Source organism: Mycolicibacterium madagascariense, assembly GCF_010729665.1.
Taxonomy (GTDB): Bacteria; Actinomycetota; Actinomycetes; order Mycobacteriales; family Mycobacteriaceae; genus Mycobacterium; species Mycobacterium madagascariense.
Window position 1 is genome coordinate 923,912 of the sequence record NZ_AP022610.1, and the last position, 14,345, is coordinate 938,256.

A 14,345-nucleotide genomic window follows, 5' to 3' on the forward strand; every position below is an offset into this window, starting at 1 on the left:
ATGGGGGCCAGACTGTGCAGACATGGTGACCACCGACACCCAGGCGCTGCCGCTGGTGCCCCGCAACCCGCTGTCCCTTCGCCAGCTGCTGGCGGCGACGCGCGAGTTCCACACCGGGGGTGAGGTGCTCAGCGCCGCGGGCGGTCCCGTCACCCGCATCCAGTTCGGCCCGGCGTGGCTGATGCCGCCCATCGTCCTGGTCACCTCGCCGGAGGGGATCGGCGACCTGCTCGCGCGCAACCACGTCTTCGGCGAGCGCTGCATCGTCCACGACGAGGTGCGGCACCTGGCCGGCGACAGCCTGTGGGTGCTGCCCAACGAGCGCTGGGTGCCGCGCAAGCGCGCACTGCAGCCGGTGTTCACCCAGCACAACGTGCGCCGGTTCGGCGGCCACATGTCGCGGGCGGCGCGGGCGCTGGTCGACGACTGGCGCGCCGCCGGTCTGCAGACGGGGCTCGACGTCGACCTCGACCTGGCGTGCCGCCGCGTGACCATGCAGTCGCTGGGCCGGTCCATCCTGGGCCTCGACCTCAACGAGCGCGGCGACGAGATCGCCCGGTCGATGCACGTCGCGTCGTCCTACGCCGCCGATCGGGCGCTACGGCCCGCGCGCACTCCCCGCTGGCTACCGACTCCGCGCCGCCGTCGCGCCCGCGCCGCGGTCGCGACGATGCTGGCGGTCGCCGACGAGATGCTGCAGGCGTGCCGGGCCGACCCGACCCGCGACGCCCCGCTGGTGCATGCGCTCGCGGCGGCGACCGATCCCGAGACCGGCGAGCGGCTGTCGGACCGCGACATCTGCAACGACCTGCTGATCTTCATGCTGGCCGGGCACGACACCACGGCCACGGCGCTGACCCACGCGCTGTGGCAGCTGGGCCGCCACCCCGACGTGCAGGACCGTCTCGCGGCGGAGGTCGCCGAGCTGGGAGACCGCGAGCTGACGCCCGACGACGTCCCGCGGCTGCGCTACACCCGGCAGGTGCTCGACGAGTCGCTGCGGCTGTGCCCACCCGCGGCGGGTGTGGGCCGGCTCGCGGTCCGCGACCTCGCGATCGGCGGGTACCGGGTGCGCGCGGGCAGCATCGTCGCCGTCGGCATTCAGGCCGTGCACCGAGACCCCGCGCTGTGGCGGGACCCGCTGGCGTTCGACCCGGATCGCTTCGCCGCCGACGCGTCGGCGACGCGTTCGCGCTGGCAGTTCGTGCCGTTCGCCGGGGGGCCGCGGTCGTGCATCGGCGAGCACTTCGCACTGCTGGAGACCACGCTCGCGCTGGCGACGATCGTCGCCGCGACCCGGATCGAGGCGCGCTCGGACGACTTCCCCGTCGAGGTGCCCTACACCACGGTGGCGAAGGGTCCGATCCCGGTCCACGTGCGCCCGCGCACACCTCCTACACCCTGTAGTTGACGCCGGGGGCGCTGCTGGGACACTGGGGGACATGCGTGCTGACCCAAGGACGGACACCTCGGCACACCTGTTCGCCGAGGCGTCCGCCGTCATTCCCGGCGGGGTCAACTCGCCGGTCCGTGCCTTCAACGCGGTGGGTGGGACGCCTCGCTTCATCACGAAGGCCGCGGGCTGCTGGCTGACCGACGCCGACGACAACCGCTACGTCGACCTGGTGTGCTCGTGGGGGCCGATGATCCTCGGTCACGCCCATCCCGCCGTCGTCGAGGCAGTGCAGCGGGCCGCCGCCGACGGTCTGAGCTTCGGGGCGCCGACGCCGAGTGAGAGCGAACTGGCCGGCGAGATCATCGATCGCGTCGCCGCCGTCGAGCGCATCCGTCTGGTCAACTCCGGCACCGAGGCCACCATGAGCGCCATCCGGTTGGCCAGGGGCTTCACCGGCCGCGCGAAGATCGTCAAGTTCTCCGGCTGCTACCACGGGCACAGCGACGCGCTGCTGGCCGATGCGGGCTCCGGCGTCGCGACGCTGGGCCTGCCGTCCTCGCCCGGCGTCACGGGGGCGGCCACGGCCGACACGATCGTGTTGCCCTACAACGACATCGACGCGGTCGAGGCGGTGTTCGCCGAGTTCGGGCCCGAGATCGCCTGCGTCATCACCGAAGCGGCAGCCGGCAACATGGGTACCGTGCCCCCGCTGCCGGGCTTCAACGCGGGCCTGCGCCGCGTCACCGCCGAGCACGGCGCGCTGCTCATCTCCGACGAGGTGATGACGGGCTTCCGGGTCAGCCGATCCGGTTGGTACGGCCTCGATCCCGTCGACGCCGACCTCTTCGCGTTCGGCAAGGTGATGAGCGGCGGGCTGCCCGCGGCCGCGTTCGGCGGCCGTGCCGAGGTCATGGAACGCCTTGCGCCCCTTGGTCCGGTCTACCAGGCGGGGACGCTGTCGGGGAACCCGGTCGCGATGGCCGCGGGACTGGCCACGCTGCGCGCCGCCGACGACGCCGTCTATGCGACCCTCGACCAGAACGCCGACCGGCTCGCGGGACTGCTCACCGGGGCGCTCACCGAAGCGTCTGTCGCACATCGGATTTCGCGGGCCGGCAACATGCTCAGTGTCTTCTTCGGCGAGACGCCCGTCGTCGACTTCGCCTCCGCGCGGGCCACCGAGACCTGGCGCTTCCCGCCGTTCTTCCACGCCCTGCTGAGCGCCGGGGTCTACCCGCCCTGCAGCGCCTTCGAGGCATGGTTCGTCTCGACGGCGCTCGACGACGACGCCTTCGACCGCATCGCCGCCGCACTGCCCGCCGCCGCCCGCGCGGCCGCGGCGGCGTCGAGGCCCGCATGACCGAGAAGACGGTCGTGCACGTGATGCGGCACGGCGAGGTGCACAATCCGGACGCGATCCTCTACGGGCGGCTGCCCGACTTCCACCTGTCCGAGAAGGGGCGCGCCCAGGCCGAGCGGGTCGCGGATTGGCTTGTCGCCCATGACATCACCTACGTCGTGGCCTCACCGCTGGAGCGGGCGCAGGAGACCGCGGCGCCCATCGCGGCCACCCACGGCCTGTCGATCGACACCGATCCCGACCTCATCGAATCGGAGAACGTCTTCGAGGGCGAACGGGTGTCACCCGGCGACGGCGCGCTGCGCAACCCCCGCAACTGGTGGCATCTGCGCAACCCGCGCACGCCGTCGTGGGGCGAGCCCTACGAGCAGATCGCCCAGCGCATGCAGGCCGCGCTCTACCGGGCCAGGGACCGGGCCAGGGGCCACGAGGCGGTGTGCGTCAGCCATCAGCTGCCGACGGCCACCCTGCGCCGCTCGCTCACCGGGCTCAAGCTGCCGCACCTGCCGACCGCGGCCAACCGGATGTGCAACCACGCGTCGCTGTCGTCGTTCTACTTCCACGACGACGCGCTGGTCGGCTGGAGTTACGCGGAGCTGGCCGGGCGGTGAGGGGGCTGATGGTCGTCCTGGTGTCGGCGGCGGTGGTGCTGACCGGCTGCGCGACCGGTGACGACGCGGTCGCCCAGGGCGGCGGCACCTTCGAGTTCGTCTCACCCGGCGGCAAGACCGACATCTCCTACGATCCGCCCCAAAGTCGAAGTCGCCCAGGCACGATCAGCGGCCCCGAGCTGACCGACCCCGCCAAGACCATCGGCGTGGACGACTTCGCGGGCCAGGTCGTCGTCGTCAACGTGTGGGGTCAGTGGTGCGGGCCGTGCCGCTCGGAGGTCGCCGAGCTGCAGAAGGTGTACGACGCCACGCGCGCCGAGGGCGTCGCATTCCTCGGCATCGACGTCCGCGACGACGACCGCGACGCCGCCGTCGACTTCGTCACCGACCGCAAGGTCACGTTCCCCTCGATCTACGACCCCGCCATGCGCACGATGATCGCGTTCGGCGGCCGCTACCCGACCACCGTCATCCCGTCGACGATCGTGCTGGACCGCCAGCACCGGGTTGCCGCGGTGTTCCTGCGCGAACTGCTCGCCGAGGATCTGATGCCCGTCGTGCAGAGGCTGGCGGCCGAGAAGTGACGATCCTCGCGGTGAGTGCCGACGGCGTCGACCGGCTGGTGTCGGCGGGCCCGTTGCTGCTCGCCCTGCTCGTCAGCGCGCTCGCGGGGCTGGTGTCGTTCGCGTCGCCGTGCGTGGTGCCGCTGGTGCCGGGCTACCTGTCCTACCTCGCGGCGGTCGTGGGCGTCGACGATCGCGACGACGCCGCCGTGGCCGTGCGGACCGCGCGGCTGCGCGTGCTCGGTGCGGCCGCGCTGTTCGTGGTGGGCTTCACGGTCGTGTTCGTGCTCGGCACGGTCGCGGTGCTCGGGGTGACGACCTCGCTGCTGACCAACGAGCTGCTGCTGCAACGCCTCGGCGGCGTGGTGACGATCGTGATGGGTCTGGTGTTCGTCGGGTTCATCCCCGCCCTGCAGCGCGAGGCGCGGTTCGCTCCCAGGCTGCTGTCGACCGTCGGTGGTGCGCCCCTGCTCGGCGCCGTGTTCGCCCTCGGGTGGACGCCCTGCCTCGGTCCGACGCTGACCGCGGTGATCGCCGTCGCGTCGGCCACCGAGGGCGCCGGCGTGGCACGCGGCGTCGTCCTCGTCGTCGCCTACTGCCTGGGACTGGGAATTCCGTTCCTGCTCTTGGCCTTTGGCTCGGCCCGGGCGGTGCAGGGGCTCGGCTGGCTGCGCCGCCACACCCGCGGCATCCAGATCTTCGGCGGCGTGCTGCTCATCCTGGTCGGCGAGGCGCTGGTGACCGGCGTGTGGGCGGACTTCGTGTCCTGGGTGCGCGACGCCTTCGTCAGCGACATGCGGTTGCCGATATGACGACCAGCCCCCCGCGAGCAGACGTAGAAGTGCCGCCGACCCGGCGTGTCGGCGCACATTTGCGGCTGCTCGCGCTGATTCGGAACACGTGGCGCACGCTGACGTCGATGGGCACCGCGCTGGTCCTGCTGTTCCTGCTGGCGCTCGCGGCCATCCCCGGCGCGTTGCTGCCGCAGCGCGCCCTCAACCAGTCCAAGGTCGACCAGTACCTCGTGGACCACCCGGTGATCGGGCCCGTGCTCGACCGACTGCAGGCCTTCGAGGTGTTCTCCAGCTTCTGGTTCACCGCGATCTACGCGCTGCTGTTCATCTCGTTGGTCGGGTGCCTGACGCCGCGTCTCGCCGAGCACGTCAAGGCCATGCGGGCCACGCCGGTGGCGGCACCGCGCAACCTCGCGCGGCTGCCCAAGCATCAGACGCTGCAGACCCAGGGCGACGTGGCGGACGTCGCCACCGCCGTGGAGGCGCGCCTGCGGGGGTGGCGTCGGGTCCGTCGCACCGACGGCGACACCGTCGAGATCTCCGCGGAGCGGGGCTATCTGCGCGAACTCGGCAACATCGTCTTCCACTTCTCGCTGCTCGGCCTGCTCGTCGCGGTGGCCGTCGGCAAGCTGTGGGGCTACGAGGGCAACGTCATCGTCATCGCGAACGGCGGCCCCGGCTTCTGCTCGGCCTCCCCGGCGGCCTTCGACACCTTCCGGGCGGGCAACACGGTCGACGGGACGTCACTGCATCCGATCTGCTTGCGAGTCAAGGACTTCGACGCCAAGTACCTGCCGAGCGGGCAGGCGCTGACGTTCGCGGCCAACGTCGAGTACCAGACCGACGACGACCTCGTCACCAACACGTGGCGGCCCTACCGGCTCGAGGTCAACCATCCGCTGCGCCTCGGCGGGGACCGGCTCTACCTGCAGGGGCACGGTTACGCCCCGACGTTCACCGTGACCTTCCCCGACGGCCGCAGCCGGACGCAGACCGTGCAGTGGCGGCCCGACGATCCGATCACCCTGCTGTCCTCGGGCGTCATCCGCGTCGACCCGCCGGCGGGCACCTACCCCAAGACCGGCGACCGTCGTCGCAACCAGATAGCGATCCAGGGGCTGTTCGCCCCGACCGAGCAGCTCGACGGCACGCTGCTGTCGTCGAGCTATCCGGCGCTCAACGACCCGGCCGTGGCCATCGACGTCTACCGCGGCGACACCGGTCTGGACACCGGCAGGCCGCAGTCGCTGTTCACCCTCGACCACAGCCTGATCGCGCAGAAGCGGCTCAACCGCGAGGCGCGGGTCAACCTGAAGGCGGGCCAGTCCACGCGGCTCAAGGACGGCACGGTCGTTCGCTTCGACGGCGCGGTGCCGTTCATCAACGTCCAGGTCTCCCACGACCCCGCCCAGATCTGGGTGCTGGTGTCGGCGATCTCGATGATGGCCGGGCTGCTGGTGTCGCTGGTGATCCGCCGGCGCCGGATCTGGGTTCGGTTGTCCCCTGGCGGGCCGGGTACCGTGAGCGTAGAGCTGGGCGGTCTCGCCCGCACCGACAATTCCGGGTGGGGCGACGAGTTCGAGCGGTTGACCGCGCGGTTGGTGCCATCAGCGGAAGAAGGCGGAAGAGAACGCTCGTGAACACTCCCCACATCGACATCGGGTTCGCGCGCTACTCCGACCTCGCGTTCACGTCGACCATCGTGGTGCTGGTCCTCGCCCTCCTGTTGCTCGCCGTCGAACTGGCCTACAGCCGCAGCCGTCTCGCCGACGCCAGGGAGCTGGTGCCCGCGGGTGCGGTGGCCGCCGACGACGACCGGCCCGGCGTGGTGGTCGAGGCCCCGCGGCGTCCCGTCGACGAGCGCATCGGCCGGGCCGGTCTGGCGCTGGTGTACGTCGGCACGGCCACGTTGCTGGTGTGCATCGTGCTGCGCGGCCTCGCGACCGCGCGCGTGCCGTGGGGCAACATGTACGAGTTCATCAACCTGACGTGCTTCTGCGGCCTGGTCGCCGCGGCCATCACGCTGCGCCAGCCGAAGTACCGCGCGCTGTGGGCGTTCGTGCTGCTGCCGGTGCTGATCCTGCTCGCGGTCTCGGGCAAGTGGCTGTACTCCAACGCCGCGCCCGTGATGCCCGCGCTGCAGTCCTACTGGTTGCCGATCCACGTGTCGGTGGTGAGCCTGGGCTCCGGGGTGTTCCTCGTCGCGGGCGTGGCCAGCATGCTGTTCCTGCTCAAGATGTCGCCGCTGGGCGAGCCCGATCGCGACGGCACGCTGGCCGCCATCGTCGCGCGGCTGCCCGACGCGCAGACACTGGACCGCATCGCCTACCGCACCACGATCTTCGGGTTCCCCGTCTTCGGCTTCGGCGTGATCTTCGGCGCCATCTGGGCCGAGGAGGCATGGGGCCGCTACTGGGGTTGGGACCCCAAGGAGACCGTTGCCTTCATCGCGTGGGTCGTCTACGCCGCGTATCTGCACGCCCGATCCACCGCGGGGTGGCGGGACCGCAAGGCCGCGTGGATCAACGTCGTCGGCTTCGTGGCGATGGTGTTCAACCTCTTCTTCATCAACCTGGTCGTGACCGGTCTGCACTCCTATGCGGGGGTGGGCTGAGGGTGCTGCCCCAGGCGTCCGACCAGCCGGCCAGCTTCAGAGCCCAGCAGCGGTTCGTCGACCCCGCCCAGGCGATCCCGCCGGAGTGGACGGCGCCGACGCCACCGCACGGCATCCCCGTCGTCGAGCTGCCGGAGGCGCAGGCGCCGCAGCCCTACCTCGATCTGTCGACGGTCGCGCTGCTCGGTCAGCCCAAGCGCAAGCCGAGCGGCGGGTGGCGCCGCTGGCTGTACGCCGGATCCTTCGGGTTGATCAACCTCGGCGAGGGCCGAAAGATCATGCGCCGCAAGGAGTTGACCGAACAGGCGAGCAAGCCGCTGCGCTCGTGCTACCGCATCGCACTGCTGTCGCTGAAGGGCGGCGTCGGCAAGACCACGATCACCGCGACGCTCGGGGCCACGTTCGCCTCGGCCAGGGGTGACCGCGTGATCGCCGTCGACGCCAACCCCGACCGCGGCACGCTGAGTCAGAAGGTGCCGCTGGAGACGGCGTCGACCGTGCGGCACCTGCTGCGCGACGCCGAGGGCATCAGCAGTTACAGCGACGTGCGCGCCTACACCTCGCAGGGCCCGAGCCGACTGGAAGTGCTTGCCTCCGAAAGTGATCCGGCGGTGTCGGAGGCCTTCAGCAGCGAGGACTACCAGCGCACGCTCGAGGTGCTCGAGAAGTTCTACAGCCTGGTGCTGACGGACTGCGGGACGGGCATGCTGCACTCGGCGATGTCGGCGGTGCTCAACAACGCCGACGTCCTGGTAGTGGTGAGCTCGGGGTCGGTGGACGGTGCCCGCAGCGCCTCGGCAACGCTGGACTGGCTCGACGCGCACGGTTATCAGCAATTGGTGGCCGACGCGATCGCCGTCATCAACGCGGTGCGGCCGAACTCGGGCCGGGGCGGGTCGCGCGTCGACCAGGCGAAGGTGGCCGACCACTTCGCGCGTCGGTGCAAGGCGGTGCTGACGGTTCCGTTCGATCCGCATCTGGAAGAGGGCGCGGAGATCAGTCTGGATCGGTTGCGGCCGGAAACGCGGGACGCGCTACTGGAATTGGCGGCGACGGTGGCTGCCGGATTCCCTGCGGCGCACTAGCACTCGCTCAGCGGGGATCGTTCCCGTGGTTGAGGCGGTTGAGGAAATCCGGGTCGTCGTCGGGCCCGATGGTCCTGGTGCGAGGCCGGCTCGCCGCTGCGCGCAGCAGGCGCCAGGCCCCGTAGGACAGGGCCGCCAAGATGACGACGAGGAGAACGAACTGCAGCACAAAAACCTCCTGTCAGTGAATATACGCGTCATCGGTAGGCTCGGGTCCATGGCTGGTTCGGCGGGCAGGAGCGAAGCGACCGGGGGAATGGACCCGGCGGGCAGGAGCGAAGCGACCGGGGGAATGGACCCGGCGGGCAGGAGCGAAGCGACCGTGGGATCGGACCCCAGGGGCGGCCGGCGGCCGGGGTCGCGGATGGCGGTCGACGTGCTGGTGTACACCGTGGCCCGCATCCTGCTGGTCCTGGTGCTCGCCGTCGCGATCTGGGTCGGCGGGCAACTGCTGGGCATTCGCGACTTCCCCGTGGTGGTGCCCGCGCTGTTCGCCATCGTGATCGCGTTTCCACTGGGCATATGGCTGTTCGCGCCGCTGCGACGTCGCGCGACCGCCAGCATCGCGGTGTTCGACGAGCGCCGCCGTCGCGATCGCGAACGGCTGCGCGCCCGCCTGAGCGGCGACGGCCCACCCGCCTGAGCCGGCCGGACGGTCAGCCGTCGAGCTGACCCGCGATGCCGCGCTCGATACCGTTGCGGGTGGCGGCAGGCAGCACGACGAGACCGTCGAGTTCCTTGCACGCGAGGGTGTAGGCCTGCTCGCGTTCGGGCTGGGCCGCCCCGGAGTCCGAGGCCACGCTCAGCAGGCTGCGGGCGCGGGCGATGCGCTGCTGCGCCTCGGCCGAGAAGTCGTTGCGGCGGGTGCGGATCGCCTCGGTCTCGGCGGCGTCGAAGGCCGTGGTGTACTCCTCCACCGCCGCGAGGTACTGCGCGGCGGCGACCCGGTCGTCGAGCAGGTCCTCGGCCCTGGCCGGGCGCATGAGGTCGGCCCGCAGCTTGGCCTTGTGGAAGGCCGCGGTGAGCGGGGCCCTGGTGTCGGTCATCAGCGGGAAGTCCAGCAGGCGTTCGACGTCGAGTTCGTATTCCAGCCACCGGGTGTCGGTGCGGCTGTGTTCGTCGATGGTGCGGGTGATCATCCGCCACAGCGCGGCGACGTTCGGGGTGCCGCGGGGTGCGGCGTGGTCGGGTCGCGGTTGGTCGAGCCGGGGTTCGTCGGGTCGTTCCTGTTGCTGTTGCGTCCGCCGCCACATGCCGACCCCGGCCATCACGACGCCGATCACGGGCAGCAGCATCAGCAGCAGCTCCGCCAATCGGAACACGATGCCCATGCAGTCAGGATGCCACTACCGGCGACGAGCTAGCCGAACGTCAGCGCGGCCGCGACCGCGATCGACCACACCAGCATGGTCAGCCCGGTGTCGCGCAGCACGGGGATCAGCTCGCGACCGCCGCGACCGGACCGCACCGGCGCCGCTGCCCGCACGGCGAGCGGCAGGGCCACCAACCCGACAGCGCACCACGGCGTCGCGGCCGTCAACACCAGGGTCAGCACGAACGCCAGCGCCACCAGCACCTGGTACAGCACGCGGGTGCGCGCGTCGCCGAGGCGCACGGCGAGGGTGATCTTGCCGGCCTGCTCGTCGGTCGGGATGTCGCGAAGGTTGTTGGCCACCAGCACCGCCGACGACAGGGCCCCGGTGGCGACGGCCAGCACGCCGCCGACCCAGTCGACCCGCAGCGCCTGGGTGTACTGCGTGCCGAGCACCGCGACCAGACCGAAGAACACGAACACCGCGATCTCGCCGAGCCCGATGTAGCCGTAGGGCTTGGAGCCGCCGGTGTAGAGCCACGCGCCGGCGATGCACGCCGCCCCGATCGCGATCAGCCACGGCTGGCTGACGAGGGCGAGCGCGAGGCCGGCCAGTGCTCCGATGCCGAAGCTGACGGCGGCGGCGGTGGCCACCGCGCGCGGGGAGGCCAGCCGGGAACCGACGAGCCGCAGCGGCCCGGCCCGCACGTCGTCGGTGCCGCGGATGCCGTCGGAGTAGTCGTTGGCGTAGTTGACGCCGACGATCAGGGCCAGCGAGACCACCAGGGCGAGCAGCGCACGCCACCACACGGCCTGGCCGAGCCAGGCGGCCGCTCCGGTGCCCGCCAGTACGGGGGCGACGGCGTTGGGCAACGTCCTGGGCCGGGCGCCCTCCACCCACTGCGCGAAAGATGCCACGGCGTCATCGTCGCATGGGGGGTCGCGCGGGTGTCAGTGGCCGACGCCGAGCAGGCTCGCCACCAGGTTGATGGTGATCGCCAGGATGATCGCGCCGAGCAGGAACGACAGCAACCCGTGGCGCAGGGCGGCCATCCGGACCGGGCGCTGCACCAGGTCGGTGTCGGACACCTGGTAGGTCATGCCGAGCGTGAACGCCAGGTAGGCGAAGTCGCCGTAGTCGGGCCGGTAGTCGTCGCCCTCGTGGAAGTCGATGCCGCCGGGGGAGTCGCCGCCGTAGTACAGCCGCGCGTAGCGCAGCATGTAGACGGTGTGCACGGTCACCCAGGCCGCGACCACGCTCAGCGCGCCGACGACGGCGGCGGCCGGTTTGCCGCCGGAGGACCCTGCGACCAGCAGGTAGCCGACCCCGCCGAGGCTCGCCACGCTGGCCACCAGGACGGCGACGTCGAGGATCCACGGCGTCGAGTCGTCGTCGCGGTAGCGCGTGGCGTGGGCGCACGTCGCGTCGGAGTCCAGCCCGCCGACGATCGACCACGTCCAGCCGAGGTAGACCACGGCCGCGACGATCCAGCCGGTGGCCGGCGCGTACGGCCAGGCCAGCGTCGTGCCCATGACGATCGCGGCGATCACGCCGACCGGCGCCGCCACGCCGACCCGCAGGCCGATCGATGCTTCGGGCAGAGCCATGGCGGGAGTCAAGCACGAGCGGCTGTGGGGTTGCTCAGTGTTCGGGCGGCGGGTGCGGTACGCCGTCGAGGCCCGGGACCAGGGTGCGGGTGACGGTGCGTCGGTAGGCGTCGTGGCGGGCCGGGTCGGCCGACACCAGCACGCTGCCCCAGTCGACGTCGGGGTGACCCCGCAGCCGGCTGGGAACCTCCTGCAGGTCCCCGTAGGTGGTCAGGGCCGCGAAGACGCCGCCGACGTCGGCCTTGCGGTCCTCGGTGAGGTGCGGGCGCGGGGAGTCGATGACGGCGCGGGGCGTGGTCCCGACGCCCCCGGTCACCGTCGCGATGTCATGCACGCAGGGGAAGAGGAACGCCATGGGCCAGCTGACGAGGACCGGTCCCCTGGTGGCGAGGAAGGCGGTGAGCGGGATCGTCGAGCGCAGCCGTGGGCCGCTGACGGCCAGCCAGCCCATGGGGTCGGTGCGCCCGTCGACGGCGTGGATGCGGACGCGGTTCGCACCCGCGGGGATCTCGGTGGCGTCGATGCCGATCGTGCGCCACAGCGGGTGGGCGGGGTTCTCGTCGACGGCGGGCCGGTCGACCGGTGCGACGTCGCCGAGATCGTCGACGAATCTGCCTGCGGCCCTGCCGAATTGGAAGGTCAGGCGGTTGCCGCCGTCGGTGCGGCCCGATACCGAGAGCGCCAGGCCGCCGGTGGTCGGCTGTGGCGGCAGGACGAACCACGCGCTGGTGAGGCTGCCGGTCGAGCGCTCGTCGGGAAAGCGGCTGCCCCACAGGTGGATCGAGACACCCGTACCCACGGGATCGGGCGGGGGCGCGGCGGGCAGGTATCCGCCCTGCGCCACGAACCCGGACAGCTGATCGGCGTCGGTGCCCGCGGTGCGCAGGACCGGCCCGTCGGGCAGCACCTGGACGTCCTCGGCTAGCCCGCACGGCCGAACACCGTGCAGGCGATGCAGATTCACGATCGCAAGCGAACCCTGGGGCCGGCGCAGCGGTGCCGCGACGAACGAGCCGAGCAGCAGCGCGAGCACGGCACCGACGGCGACGAGCGCGACCGCGGCCGGACTCCCGGTCACCGCCCGTTGGCCTCGCCGCCACACCGCGGCGGACACCACCGCGGCCGCGACGATCCACGGCAGCGGGTGGTCGAGCGCAATGCCAAGGGGGCGAGGCGGTTCCGCGGGCCAGGGGACGTCGTACACGGCGGGCAGCCACCACGCGTTCGGCCCGTGGAACGCCAGCGTCACGGCGGCCACCAGCAGTACCGCGGCGACCGCGCCGGCCGCCACCAGATACCGGTCGGGTCGGCGCGCGCGGCGGGCCACCAGCACGACGCCCACGGTCATCAGCGCGGCGAGCGGACCCGCCGCGGCGCCGAGCTGATAGGACCACTTCGACGGTGAGATGGCGAACAGCAGCAGCGACACCGCGACGACGGCCGCCAGCCGGATCGCCGACCGCGCAACGAAATCACGATCGCGACGCCGCGCGCCGAACGCCGCGACGACGGGAATCATGCTGACTCCCAACAGGATCGGCAGTCGCTTCGGTGCGCTGCCCTGCTGGTCGGACTGCAGCAGGTAGCGGTACCGGTCGGGCTCGTCGTACCACTGCAGCGTCGGCCCGAAGAACACGTGCCAGTCGGTCGCGGTGTCCAGGGCGTCCCAGGTCTGATTCGCGAAGATGATGGTCAGCCCGACGGCGGTGACGCCGGCGAGCGCGCACCCCCGGGCCAGCAGGTCGAGCCGGCCCGATGCGCCCGCCCGGAAGGCGGCGAGCAGCCGCGGCCCGAAGACGAGGATCGGCGCCGCCACCAGCACGCCGTTGGGGCTGATGGACACCGTCAGCGCGACGACGAGGGCGATGGCGGCCAGCCCGCGCACGTCGCGGGTCCGCATGGCCAGCGCCAGCACCGCCGTGACGCCCAGCGCGACGAGGGATTCCGGCCGCGTCCCCAGATTGAACGGCAACCACGAGGCGAGCAGGAACGCCGCGGCCAAGAGCCGGACCCGTCCGGTCGCCGCCCGCACCGGCAGCGCCGCGCCGAGCACGCCGCGGCTCAGCAGGAACCACGTCCCGACGGCCGCGAGCGTGCTCGGCAGGCGCAGCCACAGCGGCGCCAGGCTCACCGCGGTCCACGGGGCCAGCAGCTCCTGGCTGAACGCGAAGGGCACCTCCGCGGCGTTCCACCACCGGTAGTAATTGCCGGGGTCGCCGGTCGCCGCGACGTCGCGGGCGATCGTCGTGGCCCAGCCGTCGTCGACGGCCAGCGGGCCGATCACCGCCCAGCAGCCCAGCGTCGCGAGCACGCCGAGGTCGACCCACCACGCGCGCCGCCACCCAGGCCGCCACCTGATCCACCGACGGCGCGGGCGCACGCCGCACCGCAGCAGCAGCCAGCCCGCGGCCACCAGCTGCACCACGATGAGCGCGATCTTGAATACGCCCGGCGTGGCGCCGAAGGGGACGACGGTCGTGGCGACGACCGAGATACCGGCTGCCGCAGCCGGTTTCAAGCCGGTGTGGAAGCCGAAGACCTCGGGCACCGGCCCGGCCACGTCGGTGCGCCGCCCGTCCGGTCCGAGGACCGACGTCCGCCCGTGTCCGGCGGTGAGCACGGCGCGGCAGCCGGCGGGCCCGGCGCGGACGTCCCACGCCACGCGGTGTCCGTCGAAGCGCATCCCGTCGGCCGTCACCACGAGCCCGTCGGCCCCGGTGCCGGTCTCGAGGACGACGGCCGTCGGTCCCGCGGCACGCAGCGCGGTGCACGGGATGGTCGCCGTCAGCGTGGTCGGTCGGTAGGGGGCGAACACCGCCGAGCTCGACGTCACGGCCGCACCCGGCGCGGGCCACGTCACCGTCGTGGTGTCGACCCACACCGCGGCGAACGGCAGCAGCAGGGCGGTCAGCACGCCGACCACGCCGAGCAGCAGCGTCGGCCAGGCACCCGTCGTCCGCGGTGCACTGATGGGGGACGTAGTCAGAGCCTGCCCTTGCCGC

At 72.0% G+C, this 14,345-nt stretch carries 14 protein-coding genes; 9 read left to right on the forward strand and 5 right to left on the reverse strand.

All coding sequences use genetic code 11. The features are described 5' to 3' along the window. Positions 1-22 precede the first annotated feature (22 nt). Genes G6N60_RS04330 through G6N60_RS04365 form a run of 8 tightly spaced genes read left to right on the forward strand, consistent with a single transcriptional unit; the run spans position 23 to position 8,423 of the window. The gene (locus G6N60_RS04330; RefSeq protein ID WP_163733040.1) at positions 23-1,411 is read left to right on the forward strand and encodes a cytochrome P450; all 1,389 of its coding nucleotides are present in this window, start codon (positions 23-25) and stop codon (positions 1,409-1,411) included. Positions 1,412-1,442: 31 nt separating this feature from the next. Then, positions 1,443-2,756, forward strand: coding sequence for a glutamate-1-semialdehyde 2,1-aminomutase (gene hemL / locus G6N60_RS04335; protein ID WP_163733044.1), 1,314 nt, complete (start codon positions 1,443-1,445; stop codon positions 2,754-2,756). Beyond that, on the forward strand, positions 2,753-3,367 hold the full coding sequence (locus G6N60_RS04340; protein WP_163733048.1) for a histidine phosphatase family protein: 615 nt from the start codon (positions 2,753-2,755) through the stop codon (positions 3,365-3,367). Before hemL ends, G6N60_RS04340 begins: the two co-directional genes overlap by 4 nt. Before the next feature lie 8 nt (positions 3,368-3,375). After that, positions 3,376-3,951, forward strand: a complete 576-nt coding sequence (locus G6N60_RS04345; RefSeq protein WP_163743442.1) for a TlpA disulfide reductase family protein — start codon at positions 3,376-3,378, stop codon at positions 3,949-3,951. Between the two features lie 11 nt (positions 3,952-3,962). Next, on the forward strand, positions 3,963-4,742 hold the full coding sequence (locus tag G6N60_RS04350; RefSeq protein WP_163733052.1) for a cytochrome c biogenesis CcdA family protein: 780 nt from the start codon (positions 3,963-3,965) through the stop codon (positions 4,740-4,742). Then, positions 4,739-6,364 carry a cytochrome c biogenesis protein ResB gene (gene resB, locus G6N60_RS04355; protein WP_163733055.1) on the forward strand — a complete coding sequence of 542 codons (1,626 nt, stop codon included), beginning with the start codon at positions 4,739-4,741 and terminating at the stop codon, positions 6,362-6,364. Before G6N60_RS04350 ends, resB begins: the two co-directional genes overlap by 4 nt. Continuing rightward, positions 6,361-7,338, forward strand: coding sequence for a c-type cytochrome biogenesis protein CcsB (gene ccsB, locus G6N60_RS04360; RefSeq protein WP_163733057.1), 978 nt, complete (start codon positions 6,361-6,363; stop codon positions 7,336-7,338). Before resB ends, ccsB begins: the two co-directional genes overlap by 4 nt. Continuing rightward, entirely contained in the window at positions 7,335-8,423 is a 1,089-nt protein-coding gene (locus G6N60_RS04365; RefSeq protein WP_372511049.1) for a MinD/ParA family ATP-binding protein, read from the forward strand. The genes ccsB and G6N60_RS04365 overlap by 4 nt, the downstream gene beginning before the upstream one ends. Before the next feature lie 7 nt (positions 8,424-8,430). On the opposite strand, the gene G6N60_RS04370 is transcribed toward G6N60_RS04365, so the two are convergent. Then, positions 8,431-8,589 carry a hypothetical protein gene (locus tag G6N60_RS04370; protein ID WP_246241128.1) on the reverse strand — a complete coding sequence of 53 codons (159 nt, stop codon included), beginning with the start codon at positions 8,587-8,589 and terminating at the stop codon, positions 8,431-8,433. A 198-nt stretch (positions 8,590-8,787) separates the two neighbouring features. On the opposite strand from G6N60_RS04370, the gene G6N60_RS04375 reads away from it, so the two are divergent. Continuing rightward, positions 8,788-9,066 (forward strand): DUF4229 domain-containing protein, encoded by a 279-nt coding sequence (locus G6N60_RS04375; protein WP_163743447.1) that lies wholly within the window; start codon positions 8,788-8,790, stop codon positions 9,064-9,066. Positions 9,067-9,079: 13 nt separating this feature from the next. Here G6N60_RS04375 and G6N60_RS04380 read toward each other — a convergent pair whose 3' ends face one another. The 4 genes from G6N60_RS04380 to G6N60_RS04395 are packed head-to-tail and all read right to left on the reverse strand — an operon-like array spanning position 9,080 to position 14,266. Next, the gene (locus G6N60_RS04380; protein ID WP_163733060.1) at positions 9,080-9,754 is read right to left on the reverse strand and encodes a hypothetical protein; all 675 of its coding nucleotides are present in this window, start codon (positions 9,752-9,754) and stop codon (positions 9,080-9,082) included. 29 nt (positions 9,755-9,783) lie between these two features. Continuing rightward, positions 9,784-10,653, reverse strand: a complete 870-nt coding sequence (locus G6N60_RS04385) for a 1,4-dihydroxy-2-naphthoate polyprenyltransferase (protein ID WP_163733064.1) — start codon at positions 10,651-10,653, stop codon at positions 9,784-9,786. A 33-nt stretch (positions 10,654-10,686) separates the two neighbouring features. Continuing rightward, a complete protein-coding gene (locus G6N60_RS04390) occupies positions 10,687-11,343 on the reverse strand; it encodes a DUF1345 domain-containing protein (RefSeq protein WP_163733067.1) in 657 nt (218 codons plus the stop codon). A 34-nt stretch (positions 11,344-11,377) separates the two neighbouring features. After that, a complete protein-coding gene (locus tag G6N60_RS04395) occupies positions 11,378-14,266 on the reverse strand; it encodes an arabinosyltransferase domain-containing protein (protein ID WP_163733070.1) in 2,889 nt (962 codons plus the stop codon). Between the last annotated feature and the right edge of the window lie 79 nt (positions 14,267-14,345).